At 66.9% G+C, this 26272-nt stretch carries 24 protein-coding genes; 1 reads left to right on the top strand and 23 read right to left on the bottom strand.

Annotated features, from left to right (window positions below):
• The 19 genes from hisF to KYC_RS07140 all read right to left on the bottom strand — a co-directional run bounded on the left by hisF (position 1) and on the right by KYC_RS07140 (position 16751).
• A complete protein-coding gene (gene hisF, locus KYC_RS07230; RefSeq protein ID WP_008160453.1) occupies positions 1 to 822 on the bottom strand; it encodes an imidazole glycerol phosphate synthase subunit HisF in 822 nt (273 codons plus the stop codon).
• On the bottom strand, positions 819 to 1559 hold the full coding sequence (gene hisA / locus KYC_RS07225; protein WP_008160451.1) for a 1-(5-phosphoribosyl)-5-[(5-phosphoribosylamino)methylideneamino]imidazole-4-carboxamide isomerase: 741 nt from the start codon (positions 1557 to 1559) through the stop codon (positions 819 to 821). Before hisA ends, hisF begins: the two co-directional genes overlap by 4 nt.
• Positions 1560 to 1616: 57 nt before the next feature.
• A complete protein-coding gene (locus KYC_RS07220) occupies positions 1617 to 2315 on the bottom strand; it encodes an imidazole glycerol phosphate synthase subunit HisH (RefSeq protein ID WP_008160448.1) in 699 nt (232 codons plus the stop codon).
• A 36-nt stretch (positions 2316 to 2351) separates the two neighbouring features.
• A complete protein-coding gene (hisB, locus tag KYC_RS07215) occupies positions 2352 to 2939 on the bottom strand; it encodes an imidazoleglycerol-phosphate dehydratase HisB (protein WP_008160445.1) in 588 nt (195 codons plus the stop codon).
• A 1-nt stretch (position 2940) separates the two neighbouring features.
• Positions 2941 to 4107, bottom strand: coding sequence for a histidinol-phosphate transaminase (gene hisC / locus KYC_RS07210; RefSeq protein WP_008160443.1), 1167 nt, complete (start codon positions 4105 to 4107; stop codon positions 2941 to 2943).
• Positions 4104 to 5408, bottom strand: coding sequence for a histidinol dehydrogenase (gene hisD / locus KYC_RS07205; RefSeq protein WP_008160441.1), 1305 nt, complete (start codon positions 5406 to 5408; stop codon positions 4104 to 4106). The genes hisC and hisD overlap by 4 nt, the downstream gene beginning before the upstream one ends.
• A gap of 55 nt (positions 5409 to 5463) precedes the next feature.
• Positions 5464 to 6114, bottom strand: a complete 651-nt coding sequence (gene hisG / locus KYC_RS07200) for an ATP phosphoribosyltransferase (RefSeq protein WP_008160439.1) — start codon at positions 6112 to 6114, stop codon at positions 5464 to 5466.
• 19 nt (positions 6115 to 6133) lie between these two features.
• The gene (murA, locus tag KYC_RS07195; RefSeq protein ID WP_008160437.1) at positions 6134 to 7402 is read right to left on the bottom strand and encodes a UDP-N-acetylglucosamine 1-carboxyvinyltransferase; all 1269 of its coding nucleotides are present in this window, start codon (positions 7400 to 7402) and stop codon (positions 6134 to 6136) included.
• Positions 7402 to 7647, bottom strand: a complete 246-nt coding sequence (locus KYC_RS07190) for a BolA family protein (protein WP_008160436.1) — start codon at positions 7645 to 7647, stop codon at positions 7402 to 7404. Before KYC_RS07190 ends, murA begins: the two co-directional genes overlap by 1 nt.
• A gap of 5 nt (positions 7648 to 7652) precedes the next feature.
• The gene (locus KYC_RS07185) at positions 7653 to 8465 is read right to left on the bottom strand and encodes an ABC transporter permease (RefSeq protein ID WP_008160434.1); all 813 of its coding nucleotides are present in this window, start codon (positions 8463 to 8465) and stop codon (positions 7653 to 7655) included.
• Entirely contained in the window at positions 8462 to 9274 is an 813-nt protein-coding gene (locus KYC_RS07180) for an ABC transporter ATP-binding protein (protein ID WP_008160432.1), read from the bottom strand. The genes KYC_RS07185 and KYC_RS07180 overlap by 4 nt, the downstream gene beginning before the upstream one ends.
• A gap of 171 nt (positions 9275 to 9445) precedes the next feature.
• Positions 9446 to 10075: an MlaC/ttg2D family ABC transporter substrate-binding protein gene (locus KYC_RS07175; RefSeq protein WP_008160429.1), complete on the bottom strand. Its 630-nt coding sequence runs from the start codon at positions 10073 to 10075 to the stop codon at positions 9446 to 9448.
• A 37-nt stretch (positions 10076 to 10112) separates the two neighbouring features.
• A complete protein-coding gene (locus KYC_RS07170) occupies positions 10113 to 10901 on the bottom strand; it encodes an MlaA family lipoprotein (protein ID WP_008160427.1) in 789 nt (262 codons plus the stop codon).
• An 82-nt stretch (positions 10902 to 10983) separates the two neighbouring features.
• Entirely contained in the window at positions 10984 to 11484 is a 501-nt protein-coding gene (gene mlaD, locus KYC_RS07165; RefSeq protein WP_008160425.1) for an outer membrane lipid asymmetry maintenance protein MlaD, read from the bottom strand.
• Between the two features lie 12 nt (positions 11485 to 11496).
• Complete coding sequence (mlaE, locus tag KYC_RS07160; RefSeq protein ID WP_008160424.1) at positions 11497 to 12285, bottom strand: lipid asymmetry maintenance ABC transporter permease subunit MlaE; 789 nt, start codon at positions 12283 to 12285, stop codon at positions 11497 to 11499.
• Positions 12282 to 13118: an ABC transporter ATP-binding protein gene (locus KYC_RS07155; protein WP_008160422.1), complete on the bottom strand. Its 837-nt coding sequence runs from the start codon at positions 13116 to 13118 to the stop codon at positions 12282 to 12284. Before KYC_RS07155 ends, mlaE begins: the two co-directional genes overlap by 4 nt.
• 321 nt (positions 13119 to 13439) lie before the next feature.
• The gene (locus KYC_RS07150; RefSeq protein ID WP_043517811.1) at positions 13440 to 14501 is read right to left on the bottom strand and encodes an NAD(P)H-dependent flavin oxidoreductase; all 1062 of its coding nucleotides are present in this window, start codon (positions 14499 to 14501) and stop codon (positions 13440 to 13442) included.
• A gap of 18 nt (positions 14502 to 14519) precedes the next feature.
• Positions 14520 to 15497, bottom strand: coding sequence for a Bug family tripartite tricarboxylate transporter substrate binding protein (locus KYC_RS07145; protein WP_008160416.1), 978 nt, complete (start codon positions 15495 to 15497; stop codon positions 14520 to 14522).
• A 24-nt stretch (positions 15498 to 15521) separates the two neighbouring features.
• Positions 15522 to 16751: a YbfB/YjiJ family MFS transporter gene (locus tag KYC_RS07140; protein ID WP_043517809.1), complete on the bottom strand. Its 1230-nt coding sequence runs from the start codon at positions 16749 to 16751 to the stop codon at positions 15522 to 15524.
• A gap of 64 nt (positions 16752 to 16815) precedes the next feature.
• On the opposite strand from KYC_RS07140, the gene KYC_RS07135 reads away from it, so the two are divergent.
• Positions 16816 to 17688, top strand: coding sequence for a LysR family transcriptional regulator (locus KYC_RS07135; protein WP_043517807.1), 873 nt, complete (start codon positions 16816 to 16818; stop codon positions 17686 to 17688).
• 40 nt (positions 17689 to 17728) lie between these two features.
• Here the strand turns inward: KYC_RS07135 and KYC_RS07130 are convergent, their stop codons facing one another.
• The 4 genes from KYC_RS07130 to KYC_RS07115 form a co-directional block, all read right to left on the bottom strand.
• Positions 17729 to 18370, bottom strand: a complete 642-nt coding sequence (locus KYC_RS07130; RefSeq protein ID WP_008160410.1) for an OmpW/AlkL family protein — start codon at positions 18368 to 18370, stop codon at positions 17729 to 17731.
• A 196-nt stretch (positions 18371 to 18566) separates the two neighbouring features.
• On the bottom strand, positions 18567 to 20033 hold the full coding sequence (locus KYC_RS07125) for a glutamate synthase subunit beta (protein WP_008160409.1): 1467 nt from the start codon (positions 20031 to 20033) through the stop codon (positions 18567 to 18569).
• A gap of 8 nt (positions 20034 to 20041) precedes the next feature.
• Complete coding sequence (locus tag KYC_RS07120; RefSeq protein WP_008160407.1) at positions 20042 to 24781, bottom strand: glutamate synthase-related protein; 4740 nt, start codon at positions 24779 to 24781, stop codon at positions 20042 to 20044.
• A gap of 459 nt (positions 24782 to 25240) precedes the next feature.
• Complete coding sequence (locus tag KYC_RS07115) at positions 25241 to 26002, bottom strand: hypothetical protein (RefSeq protein ID WP_008160405.1); 762 nt, start codon at positions 26000 to 26002, stop codon at positions 25241 to 25243.
• Positions 26003 to 26272 lie beyond the last annotated feature (270 nt).

The raw sequence follows: 26272 nt of genomic DNA, 5'->3' as shown, positions 1-26272 counted from the left end.
TCAGTCCAATCGTACGGCGATGCCCTGTTCGGCCATGAAGCGCTTGCATTCGCCGACCGTGTGCTGGCCAAAGTGGAAGATGCTGGCGGCCAGCACGGCGCTGGCGCGGCCGGTGGTGACGCCGTCGGCCAGGTGTTGCAGGTTGCCCACGCCGCCGGAGGCGATGACGGGCACCGGCACGGCGTCGGAGACCGTGCGGGTCAGTTCCAGGTCGAAGCCCGACTTGGTGCCGTCGCGGTCCATGCTGGTGAGCAGGATTTCGCCGGCGCCATAGGCGGCCATGCGGCGCGCCCAGGCCACGGCGTCCAGCCCGGTGGCCTTGCGGCCGCCATGGGTGAAGACTTCCCAGCGCGCGGGTTCGCCGGGCGCCGAAACCCGGCGCGCGTCGATGGCCACCACGACGCATTGCGAGCCGTGGTAGTCGGACGCGGCGCGGACCAGTTCGGGGTTGGCGACCGCGGCGCTGTTGATGCTGATCTTGTCGGCGCCGGCGTTCAGCAGGCGCTGGATGTCGGACACCTGGCGCACGCCGCCGCCCACGGTCAGCGGAATGAAGACCTGCGACGCGACCTGCTCGATGATGGGCAGGATCAGGTCGCGGCCGTCGCTGGTGGCGGTGATGTCCAGGAACGTGAGCTCGTCGGCGCCCTGCTCGTTGTAGCGGCGGGCGATTTCGACGGGATCGCCGGCATCGAGCAGGTTGACGAAGTTCACGCCCTTGACGACGCGGCCGGCCGTGACGTCAAGGCAGGGGATGATGCGGCGGGTCAGCGCGTTCTGCAACGGCGCGCCGGCCCCGGGGGTGCTGCTGGAGATGGTCATTTTGCCAATTCGTCGGCGCGCGCCTGCGCTGCCTGGAAGTCGAGCGTGCCTTCGTAGATGCTGCGGCCCAGGATGGCGCCTTCGACGCCCTCTTCTTCGACGGCGCACAGGGCTTCGATGTCCTGGATGCCGGCGATGCCGCCCGATGCGTACACGGGGATGCGCACGTGCTGGGCCAGGCGGACCGTGGCTTCGACGTTGACGCCCGACAGCATGCCGTCGCGGCCGATGTCGGTGTAGATGATGGCTTCGCAGCCGTAGTCTTCGAACTTCTTGGCCAGGTCGAGCACGTCGTGGCGGGTCAGCTTGCTCCAGCCGTCGGTGGCGATCTTGCCGTCGCGCGCGTCCAGGCCGACGATGATCTGGCCCGGGAAGGCGCCGCAGGCGTCCTGCAGGAAGCCCGGATTCTTGACCGCGGCGGTGCCGATGATGACGTACGAGATGCCGGCGTCGAGATAGCGTTCGATGGTGTCGAGATCGCGAATGCCGCCGCCGATCTGGACGGGGATGTCGTCGCCGACGGCGTCCAGGATCGCCTTGATGGGGGCTTCGTTCTTCGGTTTGCCGGCGACGGCGCCGTTCAGGTCGACCAGATGCAGGCGGCGGGCGCCCTGGTCCAGCCAGCGGTTGGCCATGGCGGCGGGGTCTTCGGAGAACACCGTTGCATCGTCCAGGTCACCCTGGCGCAGGCGTACGCAGCGCCCGTCTTTGAGATCGATGGCGGGGATCAGCAGCATGGTTGGCAGCAAGAAAAATAGAAAGGTTGAACGGGCTGGCGCTTGCAGGCTCTAGGCCTACGGCTGCCAGTCTACAAAATTGCGATACAGGCGCAAACCGTGCTCGGCGCTCTTTTCAGGGTGGAACTGCACCGCGAAAATGTTAGCTGCCGCCACCGCGCAGGTAAAGGCGACGCCATAATCGGTTTCACCAACAGTCAGGCCCGGATCAGCCGGATCGGCGTAGTAGCTATGGACGAAATAGAAGTGCGAGTCGTCCGGAATGCCGTCCCAGATCGGGTGAGAGCGCGTATGGCGGACTTTGTTCCATCCCATGTGCGGCACTTTGAGCAGCTCGGGGCGGGTGTCGGCCAGGCCTGCCGCGCCCGTGTCGGCCAGGCAGGCTTCATTGTCGGCGGGAATCAGGTCCGCGAAGCGCGGGCCGGAAAAGCGGCGCACGACGCCCGGGAACAGGCCCAGGCAGGCGGTGTCGCCTTCTTCGCTGGCGTCGAACAGCATCTGTTCGCCCACGCAGACGCCCAGCAGGGGCTTTTCGCGGGCGGCGCGGACGACGGCTTCACGCAGGCCGGATTCGTTCAGGGTGCGCATGCAGTCCGCCATTGCGCCCTGGCCCGGAAACACGACGCGGTCGGCTGCGGCGATTTCCTGGGGCTGGTTGCAGATGCGGATGTCCGCGTCTGGCGCGGCGTATTTCAGGGCGCGTGCGACGGAATGGAAATTGCCCATTCCATAGTCGACGATGGCGATAGTGGTCACTTCTGGCTGCCTGGTGCGGTGCGGTGTTGTGTGGGGTTACAGCACGCCCTTGGTGGAGGGCACGACGTCGCCCATGCGGGGGTCGACTTCCAGGGCCATGCGCAGCGCACGGCCACAGGCCTTGAAGACCGTTTCCGCCTGGTGGTGCGAGTTGAAGCCGCGCAGGTTGTCGATGTGCATCGTGATGAGCGCGTGGTTGACCAGGCCCTGGAAGAATTCGCGGGTCAGGTCCACGTCGAAGCTGCCGATGTGGGAGCGCGTGAAGGGGATGTGGTATTCCAGGCCGGGGCGGCCGGAGAAGTCCACCACCACGCGCGACAGCGCTTCGTCCAGCGGCACGTAGGCGTGGCCGTAGCGGCGCAGGCCGGCCTTGGTGCCGGCGGCCTTGGCGATCGCCATGCCCAGCGTGATGCCCACGTCTTCCACCGTGTGATGCGCGTCGATATGCAGGTCGCCCTCGGCCTTGATGTCCAGGTCGATCAGGCCGTGGCGCGCGATCTGGTCCAGCATGTGGTCCAGGAAAGGCACGCCCGTGTCGATCGTCTGCTTGCCGGTGCCGTCGAGGTTGATGGCCACGCGGATGCGGGTTTCGTTGGTGTTGCGGGTGATTTCTGCGGTACGCATGTTAAGCACTCAAGATCTCTTGCAGGGCGGATAGCAAGGCGGCGTTCTCGGCCGGGGCGCCCACCGAGATGCGCAGGCAGTCGGCCAGCAGCGGGTGGGCATTGGAGAAGTTGCGAATCAATATTTTGCGCGTTTTCAACGCAAGATGCACGGCGTTGCCGTCGAGCTTGCCGGAAAAGCGCACGAGTATGAAGTTTGCGGCGGAAGGGAATACCCTGACGCCCGGCAATTGGGCCAGCGCCGCAGCCAGCGGTTCGCGGTCGGCGCGCATCCGGGCGGCCTGCTCGTCCAGCACCGGCTTGTGGCGCAACACGGCCAGCAGCGTCGCCTGGGTCAGCACGTTCAGGTTGTAGGGCGGGCGGACCTTGTTCAGCTCGGCGATCCAGGCGGGATGGCCGGCCAGGTAGCCGAACCGCAGGCCCGCCAGGCCGATCTTGGACACGGTGCGCATGACGACCACGTTGGGGGCGTCCAGCACGCCCGGCATCCAGGTATGACCGGCAAACGGCTGATAGGCCTCGTCCAGCACCACCAGCCCCGGAGCCGCGCGCACGATTGCGTCGACGTCCTCGGGCGACCACAGGCCGCCGGTGGGATTGTTGGGCGTGGCCAGGAACACCACCTTGGGCTGGTGTTCCCGGATGGCCGCCAGCATGGCCGGCAAATCCAGGGTCAGATCAGGCGTGAGCGGCACGCCGACGAATCGGGCATGGTCGAAGCGGGCGGCCATGTCGAAGTACACGAACGACGGCCAGGGCGACAGGACGACGTCGCCGGGGTTGCAGCAGGCCTGCACCATGATGTGGATGAGCTCGTCCGACCCGTTGCCGAACAGCACGTCCGCCGCGTCGGGGATGCCGAAGGCCGTCTTGACGGCGGCCTGCAGCCCGGACAGATCGGCGGACGGATAGCGGTTCAGCGCGGTGTCGCGGACGGCGCGCGCGATATCGTCGCGCACGGCCTCGGGCAGCTCATACGGGCATTCCATCGCGTCCAGCTTGATGCAGCCTTCGGCGTGGGCGACGGGATAAGCCGCCAGTCCGAGGATGTCGGGCCGGACGGTGCCGGCGATGCGGCCGGCGACGTCGGCCGCCGGGGCCGCGCTCGCCGGACTGCCGTCGCGCTGCGCACTCCGGTATTCGCCGTTGGGGCGGCCCGGCAGGTTCATGGCTTGTCGATCCGGTACTGGGCGCTGGCCGCGTGCGCCTGCAGGCCTTCGCCCAGCGCCAGTTCGGCGGCGATGCGGCCCAGCGTCTGGGCGCCTGCGTGCGAGACCTGGATCAGGCTGGAACGCTTCTGGAAGTCGTACACGCCCAGCGGCGACGAGAATCGGGCCGTGCGCGAGGTGGGCAGCACGTGGTTGGGACCCGCGCAGTAGTCGCCCAGGGCTTCCGAGCTGAAGCGGCCCATGAAGATGGCGCCGGCGTGGCGGATCCGGGCGGTCCAGACCTCGGGCTGCTCCGTGGAGATCTCGAGGTGTTCGGGGGCGATGTCGTTGGCGATCTGGCAGGCCTCTTCCAGGCTCTGGACCAGGATCAGCGCGCCGCGGTTGGCCAGGCTGACGCGCAGGATGTCGGCGCGCGGCATCGTGGGTAGGAGGCGGGCGATGGACGCTTCGACTTCCTCGATGAAGGCGGCGTCGGGGCACAGCAGGATGGACTGGGCGAGTTCGTCGTGCTCCGCCTGCGAGAACAGGTCCATGGCGATCCAGTCGGCCGGCGTCTTGCCGTCGCAGATGACCAGGATTTCGCTGGGGCCGGCGATCATGTCGATGCCGACCACGCCGAACACGCGGCGCTTGGCCGCGGCCACATAGGCGTTGCCCGGGCCCACGATCTTGTCCACGGCGGGCACGGTGTCGGTGCCGTAGGCCAGCGCGCCCACGGCCTGCGCGCCGCCGATGGCGAACACGCGGTCCACGCCGCTGATCGCGGCGGCGGCCAGCACGATGGGATTGCGCGCGCCGTCCGGGGTGGGCGTGACCATCACCAGTTCCTGCACGCCGGCGACCTTGGCCGGGATGGCGTTCATCAGCACCGACGACGGATAGGCGGCCTTGCCGCCGGGCACGTATAGGCCCACGCGATCCAGCGGGGTCACCTGCTGGCCCAGCAGGGTGCCGTCGGCTTCCGTGTAGGTCCAGGTCTCGGCGCGCTGGCGTTCGTGGTAGGCGCGCACGCGGTCCGCGGCGGCTTCCAGCGCGTTGCGCTGGGCGGCGGGCAGCGCGGCCAGGGCCGCATGCCAGTCGGCCTTGGGGATCTCCAGCGTATGGGCGGTCGCGCCGGGCATGCGGTCGAAGCGCTGCGTATATTCCACCAGCGCGGCGTCGCCGCGGGCGCGCACGTCCGCCAGGATGCTGGCGGCGGCGCGGTCGATGGATTCGTCCTCGGCGGCTTCGAAGGCCAGCAGCTTGGACAGGGCGGATTTGAATCCGGGATCGCGGGAGTCGAGACGATTGATCAGGGCCATGGCGTCATGGAGCAAAGCGGGTAACGGCCGCCGCGACGGGCGCGGCGGGCGGGAGTCAGACGTTGCGGGAAGCGGCTCTTGCGAAGGCGTCCAGCAGCGGCTGCAGGCGGTCGCCGCGGGTCTTCAGGGCGGCCTGGTTGACGATCAGGCGCGACGAGATCGGCATGACGTCTTCCACGGCGACCAGGTCGTTGGCGCGTAGCGTGCCGCCGGTGGACACCAGGTCGACGATGCAGTCGGCCAGGCCGATAAGCGGCGCCAGTTCCATCGAACCATACAGCTTGATGATGTCGACGTACACACCCTTGGACGCGAAGTGTTCACGGGCTGAGTGCACGTACTTGGTGGCCACGCGCAGGCGTGCGCCCTGATGCACGGCGGCGTCGTAGTCAAAGCCGTTGCGCACGGCCACGGCCAGGCGGCACTTGGCGATGTTCAGGTCGATGGGCTGGTACAGGCCGCCGGGGTGCTCCTTGGCGTGCTCGATGAGCACGTCCTTGCCCGCGATGCCCAGGTCGGCCGCGCCGTACTGCACGTAGGTGGGCACGTCGGACGCACGCACGATGATCAGGCGCAGGCCCGGATCGCTGGTCGGCAGGATGAGCTTGCGCGAGCTTTCCGGGTTCTCGGGAACCTCGATGCCGGCTTCCGCCAGCAGCGGCATGGTTTCTTCGAAGATGCGGCCCTTGGACAGCGCCAGGGTCAAAGGGGGGACGGGGTGTTGTTCACGCCTGTTCCTTGCGGGTAACTCGTTGGATATCGGCGCCCAGGGCGCGCAGTTTCACTTCCATCTGGTCGTAGCCGCGATCCAGGTGATAGATGCGGTCGACCAGGGTGTCGCCGTCGGCCGCCAGGCCGGCGATGACCAGGCTGGCCGAGGCGCGCAGATCGGTGGCCATGACGGTGGCGCCCGACAGGCGCGGCACGCCGCGCACGACGGCGGTGTGGCCGTCGATGTCGATCTGGGCGCCCATGCGGCGCAGTTCCTGCACGTGCATGTAGCGGTTTTCGAAGATGGTCTCGACGATGACCGAGGTGCCGTCGGCCACGGCGTTCAGGGCCATCAGCTGGGCCTGCATGTCGGTGGCGAAGCCGGGATATTCATGCGTGCGGAAGCCCACGGCCTTGGGGCGCGCGGACATGGCGCCGCGGATCCAGTCGGGGCCGGTTTCGATGGTCAGGCCAGCCTGGGCCAGCTTGTCCAGCGTGGCGCCCAGGATGCCGGCGTCGGCGTTTTTGAGCAGGATGTCCCCGCCGGCCGCGCCCACGGCGCACAGGAAGGTGCCGGCTTCGATGCGGTCGGAGATGACGCGGTGCTCGGCGCCGTGCAGACGGTCCACGCCGTCGATCACGATGCGGTCGGTGCTATGGCCCTGGATGCGCGCGCCCATCTTGATGAGCAGTTCGGCAAGGTCGACGACTTCAGGTTCGCGCGCGGCGTTTTCCAGCACGGTCTGGCCTTCAGCCAGCACGGCGGCCATCAGCAGGTTTTCCGTGCCGGTGACCGTGACCATGTCGGTGCGGATGGAGGCGCCCTTCAGGCGCTTGGCGCGCGCCACGACGAAGCCGTGTTCGATGCTGATGTCGGCGCCCAGCGCGGCCAGGCCCTTGATGTGCTGGTCGACCGGGCGCTGGCCGATGGTGCAGCCGCCGGGCAGGCTGACGCGGGCCTCGCCGAAGCGCGCAACCAGCGGGCCCAGCACCAGGATGGAGGCGCGCATGGTCTTGACCAGGTCGTACGGCGCTTCCAGGTTGTCGACGTTGTCGGCCTGCAGCGTGACCACGCCGTCGTTGCCGCGTTCGGCGCGCACGCCCATGCGGGACAGCAGGCGCAGCATGGTGCCCGTGTCGTTCAGGCGCGGCACGTTGGACAGGGCTAGCGTGTCGGAAGTCAGCAGGCCGGCGCACAGGATCGGCAGGGCCGAGTTCTTGGCGCCGGAAATCGAGATCTCGCCGTGCAGCCGCGCGCCGCCGGTGATGCGTATCTTGTCCATCATTCGCCCGCTTTCTGGTATTCGGCGGGGGTCAGGGTGCGCATCGACAGTGCGTGGATCTCGGCCTTCATGCGGTCGCCCAGTGCGGCATAGACCAGTTGATGACGCTGGATCAGGCGCTTGCCTTCGAAGGCGGCGCTGACGATGACCGCGTCGAAGTGCGAACCGTCGCCCTGCACGTCAAGGTGTTCACAGGGCAGGCCTTCCGCGATGTATTGGCGGACTTGCGCGGGAGTGGGAAGCATGGACGTCAGTTCCTGAGTTTGTAGCCGCTGGCCAGAAGCCGCAGCGCATAAGTCGAGAGCGCAAGGAACACCCCCGTCACCACCGCCAGGCTGTGCCAGGGGGAGACGTCCGACACCGAGAAGAATCCGTAGCGGAATCCGTCGATGGTGTAGAAGATGGGGTTCCAGTGGGACACGCTTTGCCAGAAAGGCGGCAGCGTGTGGATGGAATAGAACACGCCGGACAGGAAGGTTGCCGGCATGATCAGGAAGTTCTGGAAGGCCGCGAGCTGGTCGAATTTCTCGGACCACAGTCCGGCCACGAGTCCCAGCACGCCCATGATGCCGCAAGCCAGCACGGCGAACAGCAGCACCCACAGCGGGTGCGCGGGCGCCAGCGGCACGAAGAACAGCGCGACCACCCACACGCACAGCCCGACCGCCAGGCCGCGGACGATCGCCGCCAGCACGTAGGCGCCGAAGATGTCCCGGTGCGATAGCGGCGGCAGCAGCATGAAGACCAGGTTGCCGGTGATGCGGCTCTGGATGAGCGACGACGACGGGTTGGCGAACGCGTTCTGCAGCATGCTCATCATCATGAGCCCCGGGATCAGGAACGAGGTGTACGGCACGGTGCCGTACACCGTGACCCGTCCTTCCAGGACATGTGCGAAGACCAGCAGATAGAGCAGCGCGGTGATGACCGGGGCGGCGATGGTCTGGAAGCTGACCTTCCAGAAGCGCAGCAATTCCTTGCGCAGGAGCGTCGGGAAGCCGGATCCCGCGTCCAGGCGGGGCTGCACCAGCGGCTGGCCGGCGGTCGCGGTGGGCTGGGTCATGACGAAATCTCTTCGGGTTGCAGGGACGGCGCGGCGGGCTCGTCGTCCTGGTGCATGATGCGCACGAATGCGTCTTCAAGGTCTACGCCGCCCACCCGGGCCAGCAGGGCCTGCGTCGTGTCCAGGGCCACGATGCGCCCGCCCTTGAGCATGGCGATGCGCCCGCACAGCGCTTCCGCCTCTTCGAGGTAGTGGGTGGTGAGCATGATGGTGTGGCCGGCCTTGTTCAGGCGCGAGATGAATTCCCACAGCGTGCGGCGCAGGTCCACGTCCACGCCCGCAGTGGGCTCGTCCAGCACGATCACGGGGGGGCGGTGCACCAGCGCCTGCGCCACCAGCACGCGGCGCTTCATGCCGCCGGACAGCGCCCGCATGTTGGAGTTGGCCTTGTCGGCCAGGCCCAGGTTGAACAGGATCTCGTCGATCCAGTCGTCGTTCTTGCGCAGGCCGAAGTAGCCGGACTGGATGCGCAGGGTCTCGCGCACCGTGAAAAACGGATCGTAGACCAGCTCTTGCGGCACCACGCCCAGGGCGCGCCGGGCCGACTTGTAGTCGGCCACGACGTCGTATCCACAGACCGAGGCGCGTCCGGCCGTGGCGTGCGCCAAGCCGGCCAGGATGGAGATCAGGGTGGTCTTGCCCGCGCCGTTGGGCCCGAGCAGGCCGAAGAATTCGCCGTGCTCGATCTTCAGGCTGACGTTGTCCAGCGCCTGGAAGCCCGGACCGGGCGTGCGCCCGAGCAGCTTCTGCCAGCCGCGCTGGCGCGGCGAGTAGATCTTGGAGACGTTTTCTAGGCTGACGGCGGACATGACGGGGGGAGGTGGCCCGGAAAGAGCGAATTGACCATTATATAAGCGCGATGTAACGGCAAGCTGCGATGGCCCCGGCGGCCGTGGGGGCGTCGCGATGTTGTGTCCCCAAAATGATAGGCCCGGCGGACCCCGAGGGGCGCGCCGGGCCGATGCTGCCTGGACGGGGAATTACTTGTTGCGCTGGTTCAGCGCCTGGATCAGGCCGTCGATGCCGTTCTGGTTGATCTGCTGCGCGAACTGGTTGCGGTAGTTCTCGATCAGCCAGATGCCTTCGACGTTCATGTCGTAGATCTTCCAGCCCTGGGGCGTCTTTTCCAGGCGGTAGTCCACGCCGATCGGCTGGCTGTTGGACTGGTTGATCAGCGTGCGGACGACCACGTCGTCGGCCTTGGCGTCGCCGCGGAAGGGCAGCCCCGTGACGCTCGTGCTGGGCGTGACGCGGGTCAGCGCGCCGCTGTAGGTGCGCACCAGGGTGCCGCGGAAGGCTTCGGCCAGGGCCGTCTTCTGCTGGTCGGTGGCCTGGCGCCAGTAGCGGCCTGCGGCCAGGCGCGTCGTCTTCTGGAAGTTGACGTACGGCAGGATGTGCTTATCGACGACCTCGTTGATGCGGGCGGTATTGCCGGCCTTGACCGCGCCGTCGGCCTTCAGGACGTCAAGGGCTTCGTTGGCGGCGGCCAGCACGAACTGGTCGGGCGGGCCGTTGGGATCCGGCTTGGCTTGCGCGGCCGTGGCGGCCGCCATCCCGAGCAGGCCCGTGAAGACCAGTCGTTGCAGCAGGGAGGTAATAGAAAAACGCATCAAATCTCCTTCAGTACCGAAAGCGCAATCCCGCAGCTTACTTGGTAGCGGGTTGCGGCGCGGGCGCGGCGGGGGCGTCGCCCTCGTCGTCCTCGTAGTTGGGCAGCGACGACTCGTCGTCCACGCGGTGGCCCAGCACCATCGCGGCGCGGCGCTGCAGGAAGGCGTCGCGCACGAAGCTGTACGGATCCAGCGCGACGCGGTCGATCGTGTCGGTGGTGTCGAGCAGGTTGGCGCGCGTATCCACGATGCGCAGGCCCCACAGCGAGTTGCGCAGGCGGACGTTGTCGATCGAGTCCACGCCCATGTAGCCGTAGGTCGTGCCGTAAAAGTCGCCAGCCAGGCCGATGCCGTCGCGCACGCTGGACGCGCCGAAGAACGGCAGCACCAGGTACGGGCCTTGGCTGAAGCCCCACACGCCCAGCGTGGTGCCGAAATCGTTGGGGATCTTGCGCGCGCCATTCGCGGAGGCGACGTCGAAGCAGCCGCCTACGCCCATGGTGGTGTTGAAGAGGAACCGGCCCAGCGTGTTGACGAAGTCGTGGCCGCGGCCCTGCAGGAAGCTGTTGGTGCCCGACCAGAGGTCGCCGACGTTGCTGAAAATGTTGTGGATGCAGCTGCGCACCGGCTGCGGCGTGACAAAGGTGTAGGCCTGCGCGACGGGCTTGAACAACGCGCGGTCGACTGTATCGTTGAACTGGTAGACGCCCCGGTTGAAGCCTTCCCAGGGGTCGCGCGGATCGGGATTCTTCGGCGCGGCGCAGCCGGCCATCAGCGCGCCCGCTGCGGCGACGGTGGCAATTCGGGAAATAGCTTTCTTGTTCATGTTCCGGGTATCCCTATCAACAATTCTTATCTTATTGCGGTCTTGAGACGCGCCGTTGTAACGGCGTTTTCCGCGGCAGCCTTTAATCGGGCGTCTTGGCGGCGGGTTCCGGCGCGGCGTTCGAGCCCTGCTTCTCGGCCGAACCGTACAGGAACTGGCTGATCAACTGCTCCAGCACCACGGCGCTTTGGGTGTAGCGGATCTTGCCGCCGTCGGCAAAGTTCTCTTCTTCGCTGCCGGCGGTCAGGCCCAGGTATTGCTCGCCCAGCAGTCCCGAGGTCAGGATGGACGCCGAGGAGTCCTTGGGGAACTGGTAAGCCGTTTCCATGTTGACCGAAACGATCGCCTGGAAGGTCTTGTCGTCGAAGGAGATGCCGGCAACCCGGCCCACCACGACGCCGGCGCTTTTGACCGGCGCGCGCACCTTGAGGCCGCCTACGTTATCGAAGTTGGCGGTCAGCGTATAGGTCGGGGCGAAGGAAAAGGTGCTCAAGTTGCCGGCGCGCAACGCCAGGAACGCAAGCGCGACCGCGCCCAGCAATACAAACAGGCCTACCCAGAAGTCGGTTTTTTCGCGTGACATGATAGATCCGTATCAATTTCCAAACATCAAGGCGGTGAGCAGGAAGTCCAGCCCGAGAACCGCCAGGGAGCCCACGACCACGGTGCGCGTGGTGGCGCGGGCGACGCCTTCAGGGGTGGGCTTGGCCTGCCAGCCCTCGTAGAGCGCAACCAGCGTCACCGTGACGCCGAACACCACGCTCTTGATGGCGCCGTTGGCCACGTCCTTCCAGACGTCGACCCCATTCTGCATTTGCGACCAGAAGGCTCCGGCGTCCACGCCGATGAGCAGCACGCCCACGACCCAGCCGCCCAGGATGCCCACCATGGAGAAAACCGCCGCCAGGATGGGCATGGCGATGATGCCGCCCCACAGGCGCGGCACCAGCACCCGGCGTATGGGGTCCACGGCCATGACTTCCATGGCCGAAAGCTGTTCGCCGGCCTTCATCAGGCCGATTTCGGCGGTGAGCGAGGTGCCGGCCCGGCCCGCGAACAGCAGCGCCGTCACGACCGGTCCCAGTTCGCGCACCAGCGACAGGGCTACCAGCAGGCCCAGGGCCTCTTCAGAGCCGTAGCGGTTCAGCGTGTAATAGCCCTGCAGGCCCAGCACGAATCCCACGAACATGCCGGACACGGCGATGATCAGCAGCGAATAATTGCCGATGAAATGGACCTGCTGCGACACCAGGCGCGGGCGCGACAGCGCGATGCCGCTGCGGGCGAGCAGCGCGCCGAAGAAGCGGGTGAAGTAACCGATGCCGGCGACCTGGGCGCGCACCCAGTGGCCCAGCCCGGTGACGGCGTTGTTGGATGCGCTCATGCCTTGCGCCTTTTCTGTTCTGACAGCCACTTCTGGAAAGCGGGCGTCTCGGGGTACTGGAACGCAACCGGGCCGTCGGGCTCGCCCTTGAGGAACTGCTGCACGTAGGGGTCGTCCGAGGCCGACAGCGTCTGCGGCGTACCGGCGGCGGCGAGCTTGCCCCGGCCCACCAGGTAGACCTGGTCCGCGATGGCGAAGGACTCGTGCACGTCGTGCGTGATCAGCACCGAGGCGCAGCCCAGGCGGTCGGCCAGGCTGCGGATCAGGCGGGCGGTGATGCCCAGCGAGATCGGGTCCAGGCCGGCGAAGGGTTCGTCGTAGAGGATGAGTTCGGGTTCCAGCACCACTGCGCGGGCCAGCGCCACCCGGCGGGCCATGCCGCCGGAGATCTCGGATACCTTCAGGTGCGCGGCGGCGCGCAGGCCCACGGCGTCGAGCTTGTCTAGGACGCGCTCGGTGACGTCGGTTTCATCGAGGCGGGTGTGTTCGCGCAGCGGGAAAGCGACGTTTTCGAAGACGTTCAGGTCGGTGAACAGCGCGCCCTGCTGGAACAGCACGCCCATGCGCTTGCGCAGGGATTGGACTTCGTCGCGCGTGGCGTTGCCGATGTCCTGGCCGAAGGCCAGCACGCGTCCGTGCTGCGCGGTGATCTGGCCGGTAGCCGCCCGCAGCAGCGTGGTCTTGCCGGAGCCGGAGCCGCCCATGACGGCGACCACCTGGCCTGCCCGGACGTCCATGGAAATGTCGCGCAAGACGGTGAAGTCACCGTAGCCAAGCGCCACACCTTCCAGGCGCAGGGCGAATTCCGGGGTGCTGCTGGTTTGAGCGGACATGGGCAACGAAAGGGAGTTTCGGCGGCGGAGCTTGCCCTGCCGTCCTGTCGACACGCTGGACCGGGAACCTGGCCGGCGCGGGCAGACGGGCTGCGTCGGGAAGCGCCCTGTTACTCAGATGCCGGGGGCGAGGTCGGGCCTTGGCTCCCGGCGGCGAGGCGCCATTGTAGCCCGAGGCTTTGTAATCACAATCCGACAGGCCGTGCGTGGAACAGTGTTTTCGGCCTCGGGAACAATCTGGCGAGCCGGCGGCGCGGCGCCGGCTCGCCAGATTCCGGCCGCCCGCCGCCGATTTCTATCGTTGCGTGCGCAGCGGCGCGCTCAGCGGCGCGCCTGCGCGGCCGCGGTTTCCCGTGCCAGGCGCTGAACCAGGTCGGCGGCGCTTTCCCGGCGGGTCAGCGGGGCGCCCTGGCCGGCCCACAGGGACAGAACATTGATATTGCCGCTCTTGCCCCCCGCCGTGCGCATGGGGCGCGTCAGCGCGTTCTGCAGCGGGTACGGCAGGATGTCCGCGGCGATCGCGTCGGCATCGCGCATGAAGGCGTTGGCGATGCCGCGGGCGGGCCGGCCGGAGAACGCCCGGGTGATGCGGGACTGTTCGGAGCGCGAGGCAGGCAGGACCGCCTTGTAGGCGTCGCTGATGCCGCATTCCTCAGTGGTCAGGAAGGCGGTCCCCATTTGTGCGAGATCGGCGCCCAGGGCCAGCGCGGCCGCGATGCCGCGCCCGTCCATGATGCCGCCGGACGCGATGACCGGCACCGAGACGGCGTCGGCCACCTGGGGCACCAGGGCCATCGTGCCAATCAGGGACGCATCGAATGCGTCCAGGAAGGTGCCGCGATGCCCGCCAGCCTCGGCGCCCTGCGCCACGACGGCGTCCACCCCGTCCTGTTCCAGCGCAACGGCTTCACGGACAGTGGTGGCGGTGCCCACGGTCAGGATGCCCAGCTCGCGGCAGCGCGCCAGCACGGCGGCCGGGATGCGTCCGAAGGTGAAGCTGAAGACCGCGGGCCGCACGCGCAGGATGGCCTCGATCTGCCCCGGCAAGGGATCCGCCTGAGGGCCGGGCGCCTCGGGCGCCGGGAGGCCAAGCTGCTCGTGGTAGCGCGCCATCAGGGCCAGCATCCGTCCGGCGTCGCCCTGCATGGGCTCGTCCGGCACGGTGGCGAACAGATTGATGGCGAAGGGGCGCGGCGTGCGGGCGCGGATCGCGTCCGCCGCCGCCTCGATCTGTTCGGGGCTCATGTAGGCCGCCCCGAGCGATCCCAGGGCGCCCGCCTTCGACGCCTCGGACACCAGTTCCACCGTCGTCGCGCCGCCGGCCATGGGCGCCTGGATGACGGGAAGGTCCAGCTTGAGCAGGTCAATCAAAGGGGTAGCCATGGGAAAACTCCTGGGGGGTTATTGAAGCTGGATGTTTCCAGCCTTGATGACGTGAGCCCACTTTTCGCTTTCGCTCTTGATGAAGGCCGCGAATTCCTCGGGCGTGCCGCCGCCGGCCTGGCTGCCGGTATCGGCAATGGCCTTCTGCACATCCGGTTCCTTCAGGATGCGGTTGAACTCGGCGTTGAGCTTGGCGATGATCGGCGCGGGCGTGCCGGCCGGCGCCACGATGCCCTGCCAGTTGTACGACTCGAAGCCCGGCAGGCCGGATTCGGCCATGGTGGGAACATCGGGCAGGACGGCCAGGCGCTTGGCGGACGTAACGGCGATGGGGTGGATCTTGGCGCCCTGGATGGCCGGCAGCGCGGAATAGCCCATTTCGAACATCATCGAGATATGGCCGCCCATCAGGTCGGTCGCGGCCAGGCTGCCGCCCTTGTAGGGAACGTGGATGATGTCGATGTTGGCCTGCTCGCGGAACATCTCGCCGGACAGGTGGTGCGCGCCGCCGACGCCGGACGACCCGAAGGTCAGCTTGCCGGGCTGCTTCTTGGCCAGCGCGATCAGGTCCGCCAGCGTCTTGACGGGCAGTTCATTGTTCACGCTCAGGACCAGCGGGCTGTTTTCGATCAGGATGATCGGCGCCAGGTCCTTTTGCGGGTTGTAGGGCATTTCCTTCATCAGCGACGGGTTGACCGCCATCGGGGCCAGATTGCCCGTGCCAATGGTGTAGCCGTCCGGCGCCGCCTTGGCGATCAGGTTGGTGCCGACCACGCCGCCCGCGCCCGCCTTGTTCTCGACGACGATGGGCTGGCCCAGCGATTCGCCTAGCTTGCGCGCCAAGAGGCGCACGCGCGTGTCGGCAAAGCCGCCCGGCGCGTAGGGCACGATCATGGTCACGGGTTTGGCGGGCCAATCGCCGGTCTGGGCCTGGGCGGCGCCGCCGAAGGCGGTGGTGGCCGCCAAAGCGGCGATCAGGGGGCGCAATGCTTTCATGCTGGGATCTCCTCTTCCTGCTCTCTAATTGCTATGTGAACGGCCCTGGGGGCCGATCGCATTATGCCCAGCGCCGGCGCCGTCTGTCGTGACTTTTCCCAAGGCCCAGGCCGACGCCGCCAGCAGCACCGCGCCGGCCTCCAGGACCTGAGGCAGGTCGGCGCCCCAGCGCGCCGCCCACGAGGCCAGCAACGGTCCCAGGATCTGACCTGCGGCGAACGCCGCGGTCATGATGGCCGCCGCGCGCGGGGCCGCCGGGCCGGACAGTCGCCTGGCGGTCAGCATGCCCGCCTGCGTGATCACCATGAACGTGCCGCCCACCAGCAGCGCCGCCAGGATCACGGCGGCGATGTGATGCCACAGGGCCACTGCCAGCATGCCGGCCGCCATCAGAAGCTGGGCGCAGCGCCACACCTGCCTGTCGTCGCGGCCGCGGGCCAGCCGGGGAACCAGCAGACACGATAGCGCCGCGGCGAGTCCGAACAGCGGCCAGGCCCAGCCGAAGATTGCGGGATCGGGCAAGATTTCCTTGGCCATCGCGGGCAGAAAGGTGGCGGGAATGATGTAGCCGACCCCGAAAACGCCGTAGTGCAGAGAAAGCGCGCCTATGCCGCGCGGCAGCCGCGCCGGCGGCATGGCGGCGGCAGACGTGCGGGCCGGGGGCGACTGCCGGCTGAGCCTTGGCCAGGCCGCCACGGACAGCGCCAGAGTCAGCCCGCCCAACGCGACCCAGGTCTGGTTCGCGCCGGCGCCCCAGGCCATCAGGGCCAGGCAGGCGAGTCCAGTGAGCGCGATGCCGGCGCCCACGCCGGCGTATGTCACCGCGGACACCGAGGCCTCGCGCGGATCGCCGGCGGGAACGGAGCGCCACGCGGCCACGCAGATGAAGGCGCTGGCGCTGGCGTAGCCCGCGGCCAGGCGCAGCGCGGACCAGCCGGCCACGCTGTCCAGCAGCGGCATGGCCAGGGTCAGCGCCGCCACGGCGGCCAGGCTGGCCGCCAGCGTCGCGCGTAGCCTGCGCACGGGCCAGGCGATCGCCGCCAGCGCGCCCAGCAGATAGCCTGCGTAGTTCGCGGACGCCATCCAGCTGCCCTGGGCGAGAGACAGCCCGGCCTCCTGCGCCATCAGCGGCCAGACAGGCGTGAAGGCGAAACGGCCGATGCCCATGGCCGCAGCCAGCGCAAGCGCCGCGGGCCAGGCCAGGCTTGCCGCGCTGGCCGACATGGGAGGGGAAGGGTAAGCAGGCGTTGACATGGCCCTACTCTACGGCTGTACTAATATCTTGAATAGTGAATTATTAAGAACACGAGTTCCTGAAATGAGAAACTTGGACCTAGACGCGCTGCAGATCTTCAAGACCGTGGCGGACCAGGGCGGCGTTGCGCGTGCCGCCGCGCACCTGAACCGGGTGCAGTCCAACGTGTCGACGCGGTTGAAGCAGTTGGAGTCCTCGCTGGGAACGCCCCTGTTCCGGCGCCAGAACCGCCGCCTGGTGCTGTCCGACCAGGGGCGCGTGCTGCTGTCCTATGCCGATCGGCTGCTGCGCCTGTCCGACGAGGCCCAGTCCGCGGTGCGCGCGGGCGCCCTGCAAGGCGTGCTGCGCATCGGCACCATGGAAAGCACGGCGGCGGCGCGCCTTCCGCCCATTCTTGCGGCCTATCACGCGGCGTGGCCGCAGGTGCGCATAGAGTTGGTCACGGGCACGTCGGGCGCCCTGGCCGCCAAGGTGCGCAATTACGAGATAGAGGCCGCTTTCGTCGCGCAGCCCTTCCCGTCCGAGGGGCTGGCGGCGATGGATGCGTTCAGGGAGGAACTGGCGCTGATTTCGCCCATGGCCTGGGAGCCGGTCGACAGCGCGAAGGAATTGGGCGACCGCACCGTCATCGCGTTCGCGGCGGGGTGCTCATACCGGCGCATCCTGGAATCGTGGCTGAACCAGGAAGGCGTCGCGCCCGGCAAGGTGATGGAATTTGCTTCGTATCACGCCATCGTGGCGTGTGTGGCGGCAGGTTCCGGCGTGGCCATCGTGCCGCGCTCGGTGCTGAAGGTGCTGGGGGCGGAGAACTCTGTGCGCGTCGGCGCCCTGTCAGGACCTTATGGTCAGGCCCTGACCCAGCTGGTCTGGCGTGCCGACGACGATACGCCGGCATTGCAGGCCTTGCGGCGCAAGCTGGAGGCGCCGCAAGGTTGACGGATGCTTGCTCGGGGGCCGCATCCGCCTTGGTCTCCGCTTAGAAGCGGTAGCCGATGCCCACCGTGGCAACCCACGGGTCGATGCGGGCCGTGCCGACGCGTTGGCCGTCCAGCTTCACCTTCGACTTGATGTCGATGTAGCGGATGTCGGCGTTCATGAACCAGCGGTCGTTGATCTTGATGTCCGCGCCCAGTTGCGCCGCGACGCCCCAGGAATCGCTCAGCTTCAGGTCGGAACCCTTCAGCGCGCCTTCGGCCTTGGTGTCGAAGAAGTGGGTGTAGTTGATGCCGACGCCGATGTACGGCTGGATCATGCTGTCGGGCAGGATGTGCCATTGCAGGCTGAGCGTCGGGGGCAGCTGCTTGCTGGAGCCGATCTTGCCAAGGCCGCCGCTGCCGCTGACGTCGTGCTGGAAGGGCCAAGCGCCCAGCAGTTCGATACCGATATTGCGCGTGGCCATGTAGGCCAGCGTGAAGCTGGGGCGCACATTGTTGTTCACGTCCAGCTTGACGGAGCCATCAAGCACCGAGCCGTTGTTCTGCGAGGGGCGCACTTGCGTCACGCCGACGCGGAACAGCACGTCGCCTGCCTCATGAGCATGGGCGGGAGCGGCAAACGCGCCGGCAGCAATCAGGCCGGCGATGGCGGTGGCGCGGATACGCCCGTTCAGCGAAAACATTTTCTTCTCCGATCTTTCCGTTGGGATGAGCGCACAGGTTCTCAGACCTGCCGCGTCCCCCGGTTGATATGTGTCAATCCGTGAAAAGACCGTTTTTGAAAAGTGGTTATGTCGCAACAGGCATCCGGGATGCGTGCGCAAAAAAAACGCCGCCGGCGCGTTGGCGCTCGGCGGCGATGATGAGTGCAGGATGCCGTCAGCGCGGCAGTTCCGAGCTTCCCATGAGGTAGGCATCGACGGAGCGCGCGCACTGGCGGCCTTCGCGGATGGCCCAGACCACCAGGGACTGGCCGCGGCGCATGTCGCCCGCGGTGAAGACCTTTTCCACGCTGGTGCGGTAGTCGTCGGTGTTGGCGCGCACGTTGCCGCGGGCGTCGCGGTCCACGCCGAAGGCGTCCAGGACCGTCTGCACCGGCGACACGAAGCCCATGGCCAGCAGCACCAGATCAGCCTTGATCTCGAATTCCGAGCCTTCGACCTCGCGCATCTTCATCTGGCCGGTGGCGTCGTCCTTGAACCATTCGACGCGCGCGCCGATCAGCTTTTCGACCTTGCCGTTGGCGCCCTTGAGCAGCTTGGTGGTCACCGACCAGTCCCGGTCGCAGCCTTCTTCGTGCGACGACGAAGTGCGCATCTTCAGCGGCCAGTACGGCCACGTCATCGTCTTGTTCTCGGATTCGGGCGGCTGGGGCATCAGTTCGAATTGCGTAACCGAGGCCGCGCCATGGCGGTTGCTGGTGCCGACGCAGTCGGAACCGGTATCGCCGCCGCCGATCACGACCACGTGCTTGCCCTTGGCCAGCGTCTGGTCGATCAGGCGGTCGCCCGCCACGGCCTTGTTCTGCTGGCGCAGGAAGTCCATGGCGAAATACACGCCAGACAGCTCGCGGCCCGGCACCGGCAGGTCGCGCGGCGTTTCCGAACCGCCGCTCATGACGACGGCGTCGAACTCGGCCAGCAGCGATTGCGGCGTGCGCACGGTCAGCCCGTCGGCAACGGGATCCTTCGGGTTGCCGATGTAGGTCGACGGCGCGAATTCCACGCCTTCGGCTTCCATCTGCGAGATGCGGCGGTCGATCTGGTGCTTTTCCAGCTTGAAGTCGGGGATGCCGTAGCGCAGCAGGCCGCCGATGCGGTCGCTCTTTTCGAACAGGGTCACGGAGTGGCCCGCGCGCGCCAGCTGCTGCGCGCACGCCATGCCGGCGGGGCCGGAGCCCACGACCGCAACCTTCTTGCCCGTCTTGCGCGCCGGCACCATCGGCGAAATCCAGCCTTCGGCCCAGCCCTTGTCGATGATCGCGTGCTCAATGGACTTGATGCCCACCGCGTCGCTGTTGATGTTCAAGGTACAGGCGGCTTCGCACGGCGCCGGGCAGATGCGGCCCGTGAACTCCGGGAAGTTGTTGGTGGAATGCAGGACGTCCAGCGCGCGGCGCCAGTCCTGCTTGTACACCAGGTCATTCCAGTCGGGGATGATGTTGTTGACCGGGCAGCCGTTGTTGCAGAACGGGATGCCGCAGTCCATGCAGCGTGCCGCCTGCTGCTTGGCCTGGTCGTCGGTCAGGTGCAGCACGAATTCGCGCCAGTTCTTCAGACGCTTCTGCGGGGCCTCGGAGGCCTCCTGCAGACGCTGAAATTCCATAAAGCCGGTAATCTTTCCCATGGTATCCCTCACGCAGCCAGTTGTTGCGGGTTGGCTGCACGCCACATTTCACCCAATGCGCGGCGGTAGTCCGTCGGCATGATCTTTACGAATTTGCCGCGCGAGGCTTCCCAGTCGCCCAGGATTTCGCGTGCGCGGTAGCTGCCGGTATAGCGGAAGTGGTCTTCCACCAGGCGGCGCAGGATGGTTTCGTCCGTTTCGCGTTCGCCGCCGCGCTGCGCGCTGTGCCAGATGTCGATGTTGTTCTGCGACTGCTGCTCGGCGTGCGGCGCCACAGCTTCCAGTTCCACCATCGACAGGTTGACGCGGTGCTTGAGCGTGCGGTCCGGATCCCAGACGTACGCCACGCCGCCGGACATGCCTGCCGCGAAGTTGCGGCCGGTGGCGCCCAGCACCACGACGGTGCCCCCCGTCATGTATTCGCAGCCGTGGTCGCCCGTGCCTTCCACGACCGTCGCGGCGCCGGAGTTGCGCACCGCGAAGCGTTCGCCCGCCACGCCGTTGAAGAAAGCTTCTCCGGACAGCGCGCCGTACAGCACGGTGTTGCCGGCGATGATGTGGTCGGGGCCGAAGCCGCGGAAGTCGTTGGGCGAGCGCACGATGATGCGGCCACCGGACAGGCCCTTGCCCACGTAGTCGTTGCCTTCGCCCACCAGGTCCATCGTGATGCCGTGCGCCAGGAAAGCGCCGAAGCTCTGGCCCGCGGTGCCGTTGCACTGGATGTGGATGGTGTCGTCCGGCAGACCTTCGTGGCCGTAACGCGACGCCACCGCGCCCGACAGCATGGCGCCGATCGTACGGTTGCGGTTGCGCACCGGCACGATGAACGACACCTTTTCGCCGCGCTCCAGCGCGGGCTTGCTGCGGTCGATCAGCTGGTGATCCAGCGCGCCGGCCAGGCCGTGGTCCTGCTCTTCGGTCTGGCGCACCTCGGCGTCGGATTGCGTCTGATGGAACACGCGGGCGAAGTCCAGGCCCTGCGCCTTCCAGTGCTCGACGCCCGAACGCATGTCCAGCAGGTCGGAGCGGCCGATCAGGTCGTCGAACTTGCGGATGCCCAGCTGGGCCATGATTTCGCGGACTTCTTCGGCGATGAAGAAGAAGAAGTTCACGACGTGCTCGGGCTTGCCCTGGAACTTCTTGCGCAGGACGGGATCCTGCGTGGCCACGCCCACCGGGCAGGTGTTCAGGTGGCACTTGCGCATCATGATGCAGCCTTCAACGACCAGCGGCGCCGTCGCGAAGCCGAATTCGTCGGCGCCCAGCAGCGCGCCGATGACGACGTCGCGGCCGGTCTTCATCTGGCCGTCGGCCTGCACGCGGATGCGGCTGCGCAGGCGGTTCAACACCAGCGTCTGCTGCGTTTCGGCCAGGCCCAGTTCCCAGGGCGTGCCCACATGCTTGATGGACGACACCGGCGATGCGCCCGTGCCGCCGTCATGGCCGGCAATCACGACGTGGTCGGCCTTGGCCTTGGCCACGCCCGCAGCCACCGTGCCCACGCCCACTTCGGACACCAGCTTGACCGAAATCGAGGACTTGGAATTTACGTTCTTCAAGTCGTGGATCAGCTGGGCCAGGTCTTCGATGGAGTAAATGTCATGGTGCGGCGGGGGCGAGATCAGGCCCACGCCCGGCACCGAGTAGCGCAGCTTGGCGATGTATTCCGACACCTTGTGGCCGGGCAGCTGGCCGCCTTCGCCAGGCTTGGCGCCTTGCGCCATCTTGATCTGGATCTGGTCGGCGGACGACAGGTATTCGGCGGTCACGCCGAAACGGCCCGACGCCACCTGCTTGATCTTCGAGCGCAGCGAGTCGCCCTTCTTCAGTTCGACGTCGGCTTCGATGCGGTCCGAGCCCAGCAGCGAGGCCAGCGTGTCGCCGTCCTTGATGGTGCTCTTGCCTTCGCGCATTTCGGCGCGGTAGCGCAGTTCGTCCTCGCCGCCTTCGCCGGTGTTGGACTTGCCGCCGATGCGGTTCATGGCGACGGCCAGCACCGAGTGCGCTTCGGTCGAGATCGAGCCCAGCGACATGGCGCCGGTGGCGAAGCGCTTGACGATGTCCTTGGCCGGCTCGACGTCGTCCAGCGGAATGGCGCGCGACGGATCGAAGCGGAATTCGAACAGGCCGCGCAGGGTCATGTGGCGACGGCTCTGGTCGTTGATGATCTGCGCGTATTCCTTGTACGTGCGGTAATTGTTGGCGCGCGAAGCGTGCTGCAGCTTGGCGATCGAGTCCGGCGTCCACATGTGCTCTTCGCCGCGGACGCGGTAGGCGTATTCGCCGCCGGCGTCCAGGTCGTTGGCCAGCACCGGGTCGGCGCTGAACGCGGCGCGATGCTGGCGCAGCGCTTCTTCGGCCACCTGGAAGATGCCGATGCCTTCAATGTTGGACGAGGTGCCCGTGAAGTACTTGTTCACCAGGGCGCTTTGCAGGCCCACGGCTTCGAAGATCTGCGCGCCGGTGTAGGACATGTACGTGGAAATGCCCATCTTGGACATGACCTTGTTCAGGCCCTTGCCGATCGCCTTGATGTAGTTCTTGACGGCCTTTTCGGGGTCATTCAGCTTGCCCAGCGATTCCAGCGCCAGGTAGGGATGGATGGCTTCGGCGCCGTAGCCGCCCAGCAGCGCGAAGTGGTGGACTTCGCGGGCCGAGCCGGTTTCCACGACCAGGCCGGTGTTGGTGCGCAGGCCGGCGCGGATCAGGTGCTGGTGCACGGCCGACGTCGCCAGCAGCGCGGGAATGGCCACGCGTTCGCTGTCGACCAGGCGGTCCGACACGATCAGGATGTTGTAGCCGCTGCGCACCGCGTCGACGGCGCGGGCGCACAGGGCCGCCACGCGGGCTTCGATGCCCTCGGGGCCCCAGGCTGCGGGGTAGGTGATGTCCAGCTCGAAGCTGCGGAACTTCTTGCCCGTGACCTGTTCGATGTCGCGGATCTGCGCCATGGCGGCGAAGTCCAGCACCGGCTGGGACACTTCCAGGCGCAGCGGCGGGTTGACGTTGTTGATGTCCAGCAGGTTCGGCTTGGGTCCGATGAAGGACACCAGCGACATCACCAGCTGTTCGCGGATGGGGTCGATGGGCGGGTTCGTGACTTGCGCGAACAACTGGCGGAAGTAGTTGTAGAACGGCTTGGCGCGGTCAGACAGCACGGCCAGCGGGGCGTCGTTGCCCATCGAACCGATGACTTCCTCGCCGCTGGACGCCATGGGCTCCAGGATGAACTTGTAGTCTTCCTGGGTCCAGCCGAAGGCCTGCTGGCGGTCCAGCAGCGACACGGCCGATTGCGTGGCCACGGCGACCTGGCGCGGCGCGGGCAGCGATTCCAGCTTGATCTGCAGGCGCTCGATCCATTGGCGGTACGGGCGGCTGTTGGCCAGTTGCAGCTTGATTTCGCCGTCGTCGATGATGCGGCCTTGTTCCAGGTCGATCAGGAACATCTTGCCCGGCTGCAGGCGCCATTTCTTGACGATGCGGTTTTCGGGGATCGACAGGGTGCCGGCCTCGGAGGCCAGGATGACCATGTCGTCGTCGGTGACGAGGTAGCGGGCCGGACGCAGGCCGTTGCGGTCCAGCGTGGCGCCGATCTGGCGGCCATCGGTGAACGCCACCGCGGCGGGGCCGTCCCACGGCTCCATCATGGCGGCGTGGTATTCATAGAAAGCGCGGCGGCTTTCGTCCATCTGCGTGTGCTGTTCCCAGGCTTCCGGGATCATCATCATCATGGCGTGGGCTAGCGAATAGCCCGAATTCACCAGCAGTTCCAGGCAGTTGTCGAACGTGGCGGTGTCCGACTGGCCTTCGTAGACGATGGGGTACAGCTTTTTCAGGTCGTCGCCCAGCACGGCCGACTGCATCATGCCTTCGCGGGCGCGCAGCCAGTTGAAGTTGCCCTTGACCGTGTTGATTTCGCCGTTGTGGGCGATCATGCGGTACGGGTGAGCCAGCGGCCAGGCGGGGAAGGTGTTGGTCGAGAAGCGCTGGTGCACCAGCGCCAGGGCGGACACGGTACGGGTGTCGGCCAGGTCGCGGTAGTAGCGGCCGACCTGGTCGGCCAGCAGCAGGCCCTTGTAGACCACGGTGCGCACCGAGGCCGACGGCACGAAGTATTCCTTGCCGTGCGCCAGGTGCATGTTCTGGATGGCGTGGCTGGCGGTCTTGCGGATCACGTACAGCTTGCGTTCCAGCGCGTCGGGCACCATCACGTCGGCGCCGCGGCCGATGAACAGCTGGCGGATCACGGGTTCGCAGTCGCGCACGGTGGGCGACATGGGCATGTCGACGTCCACGGGCACGTTGCGCCATCCCAGCACGACCTGGCCCTCTGCGCGCACGGAGCGCTCGAGTTCCTGTTCACAGGCCAGGCGCGAGGCCGTTTCCTTGGGCAGGAACACCATGGCCACGCCGTATTCGCCGGGCGGGGGCAGGATGATGCCTTGCTGGCTCAGTTCGTCGCGGTAGAGCGTGTCGGGGATCTGGATCAGGATGCCCGCGCCGTCGCCCATCAGCTTGTCCGCGCCGACCGCGCCGCGGTGGTCCAGGTTTTCCAGAATCTTCAGGCCCTGCTGGATGATCGCGTGGCTTTTCTTGCCCTTGATGTGCGCAACAAAGCCGACGCCGCAGGCGTCATGTTCGTTCTTGGGGTGGTACAGGCCCTGGGCCGAAGGCAGGCCGATGCGGCTGGCATCAATAGGGGTCGCCTTGGGGGTGGGACAGGAATCGATCGGGGTGGTATGGGGCATGGCGCGCTCCGCAGTGGGCCTGCGTCGTAATGTTGCAGTGCAGGAGACGGACAATACCCCCGTCACGAGTAGGGTGCAACAGAAACATAAGGGGTATGACCCTAATTATTTTAATGCTCCATCATTGTGCATTAAAACAGGGACATAACAAGATCCGCGCCATCATTGGGCTTACGCGGAGGGCGGTTTCTGAGTCTGGCACGTAGATCGGTCGAATGACCAATTTTGCCGTTATGCGTCCCCATTTAAAGGGGCAATTTTCATGCGCTGGATCAAACTGGTTTGTGGCAAAAGCGCACCACGCGCCGGTGGTCAAACAGGTTTCGGGCCGATCGCAACACGCAGGGTGCGGCCGGCAAGCGGCGCCGCCTGCACGCCGCGCGGGGCGACTAGGGGCAGGCGTCAGCCGCGCCGCGGATTCCATAAAGCAGAACCCGCCATGGCGGCGGGTTCGAAAAATCAGGAGGTCGTCGGCGTTGAAGGCGCCGGTGTGGACGGCGTCGACTCGGTATCGGCCGGCGCGGGCGCGGCGGGCTTCTTGCGGGGCCGGCCGCGCTGGCCGGGAGCCACGCGCCGGCTGGCGGTGTGCGCCAGGCTGGCGATGAAGCTTGCGCCGCCCAGCGCCCACTGGCCGGAGACGGCCTGGTCGATGCGTTGTGCCTCTTCCCGCGATAGCCCGTCCTGCAGGCGCTTGCGGTAATTGGCCTGCCGGTCGAAAGGCGTGTTGCCGCAAGCCCAGTAGTCGGCGTGGTCGGACTGCCACTGCGCGGGCGCCGCCGTTGTGTTGCCGGTATGGCTGGAGGCGGACGACCAAGGCCAGGAGTCGGGGTCTTGCGACGCGCCGCTGCGCACGGGGTAGGTTTCCAGCCAGACCAGCGCTGGCAGCACCCACGCGCCGGGCTCGAGCAAGGCGGATCGGTACCGGCCCGCGAACACCCGGCCTCCGCGCAGGCGCGCGGCCAGATTGCGGCCCAGTGTCTGCATCAACCGGGGCAGGCCTTCCTCGTCTGCGGGCGTGGCCAGCAGCAGGATGCGGTCGTTGGCAAGCAGCCACCCGTGAACCGACACGCGATGGCGTTGGGCGGATTCGCCCAGCCAGGTTGCGAGCTGGTTCAGTATGTCGGCGGGCGCGGGTTGCGATGCCGCCGCCAGTGGCTGAATAAAGTTGGCCTGCACCAGTTGGGGCAGCCCAGGGGCATACAGACGGGGCAGACGGGCCATAGTGTCAGGGCTTGCGTATCAGGAAGAACGGTTTGTCTTCGCTCACGGTATATAAATAGTGCCACGGTGGGCGCTGGTCAAGTCCCGTGATCACAATATGGGCACGGAATGGCATTTTTTTTGTCGCGAGCGCCCAATGAGGGGCAGGTTAACATTCGGCGACGGAACGTCGCACCATGGATATACCCTAACTCCCCGACGTTTTTTACACCCATTTCACCGGAGAAAGCCCATGGCCGCCCTGGAACTCATTTCCCAGCATCGCTGCTT

Source organism: Achromobacter arsenitoxydans SY8 (genome assembly GCF_000236785.1).
Lineage (GTDB): Bacteria > Pseudomonadota > Gammaproteobacteria > Burkholderiales > Burkholderiaceae_B > Achromobacter > Achromobacter arsenitoxydans.
The sequence above is the reverse complement of the archived record's forward strand: the minus strand, read 5'-3'. Positions and strand labels throughout refer to the sequence as shown.

Excerpts from the sequence above, each read along its gene's own strand:
- hisF (WP_008160453.1), bottom strand. The coding sequence starts at position 822 with ATGACCATCTCCAGCAGCACCCCCGGGGCCGGCGCGCCGTTGCAGAAC.
- hisA (WP_008160451.1), bottom strand. The coding sequence starts at position 1,559 with ATGCTGCTGATCCCCGCCATCGATCTCAAAGACGGGCGCTGCGTACGC.
- hisB (WP_008160445.1), bottom strand. The coding sequence starts at position 2,939 with ATGCGTACCGCAGAAATCACCCGCAACACCAACGAAACCCGCATCCGC.
- hisC (WP_008160443.1), bottom strand. The coding sequence starts at position 4,107 with ATGAACCTGCCGGGCCGCCCCAACGGCGAATACCGGAGTGCGCAGCGC.
- hisD (WP_008160441.1), bottom strand. The coding sequence starts at position 5,408 with ATGGCCCTGATCAATCGTCTCGACTCCCGCGATCCCGGATTCAAATCC.
- murA (WP_008160437.1), bottom strand. The coding sequence starts at position 7,402 with ATGGACAAGATACGCATCACCGGCGGCGCGCGGCTGCACGGCGAGATC.
- KYC_RS07190 (WP_008160436.1), bottom strand. The coding sequence starts at position 7,647 with ATGCTTCCCACTCCCGCGCAAGTCCGCCAATACATCGCGGAAGGCCTG.
- KYC_RS07185 (WP_008160434.1), bottom strand. The coding sequence starts at position 8,465 with ATGACCCAGCCCACCGCGACCGCCGGCCAGCCGCTGGTGCAGCCCCGC.
- KYC_RS07180 (WP_008160432.1), bottom strand. The coding sequence starts at position 9,274 with ATGTCCGCCGTCAGCCTAGAAAACGTCTCCAAGATCTACTCGCCGCGC.
- KYC_RS07175 (WP_008160429.1), bottom strand. The coding sequence starts at position 10,075 with ATGCGTTTTTCTATTACCTCCCTGCTGCAACGACTGGTCTTCACGGGC.
- KYC_RS07170 (WP_008160427.1), bottom strand. The coding sequence starts at position 10,901 with ATGAACAAGAAAGCTATTTCCCGAATTGCCACCGTCGCCGCAGCGGGC.
- mlaD (WP_008160425.1), bottom strand. The coding sequence starts at position 11,484 with ATGTCACGCGAAAAAACCGACTTCTGGGTAGGCCTGTTTGTATTGCTG.
- mlaE (WP_008160424.1), bottom strand. The coding sequence starts at position 12,285 with ATGAGCGCATCCAACAACGCCGTCACCGGGCTGGGCCACTGGGTGCGC.
- KYC_RS07155 (WP_008160422.1), bottom strand. The coding sequence starts at position 13,118 with ATGTCCGCTCAAACCAGCAGCACCCCGGAATTCGCCCTGCGCCTGGAA.
- KYC_RS07150 (WP_043517811.1), bottom strand. The coding sequence starts at position 14,501 with ATGGCTACCCCTTTGATTGACCTGCTCAAGCTGGACCTTCCCGTCATC.
- KYC_RS07145 (WP_008160416.1), bottom strand. The coding sequence starts at position 15,497 with ATGAAAGCATTGCGCCCCCTGATCGCCGCTTTGGCGGCCACCACCGCC.
- KYC_RS07140 (WP_043517809.1), bottom strand. The coding sequence starts at position 16,751 with ATGTCAACGCCTGCTTACCCTTCCCCTCCCATGTCGGCCAGCGCGGCA.
- KYC_RS07135 (WP_043517807.1), top strand. The coding sequence starts at position 16,816 with ATGAGAAACTTGGACCTAGACGCGCTGCAGATCTTCAAGACCGTGGCG.
- KYC_RS07130 (WP_008160410.1), bottom strand. The coding sequence starts at position 18,370 with ATGTTTTCGCTGAACGGGCGTATCCGCGCCACCGCCATCGCCGGCCTG.
- KYC_RS07125 (WP_008160409.1), bottom strand. The coding sequence starts at position 20,033 with ATGGGAAAGATTACCGGCTTTATGGAATTTCAGCGTCTGCAGGAGGCC.
- KYC_RS07120 (WP_008160407.1), bottom strand. The coding sequence starts at position 24,781 with ATGCCCCATACCACCCCGATCGATTCCTGTCCCACCCCCAAGGCGACC.
- KYC_RS07115 (WP_008160405.1), bottom strand. The coding sequence starts at position 26,002 with ATGGCCCGTCTGCCCCGTCTGTATGCCCCTGGGCTGCCCCAACTGGTG.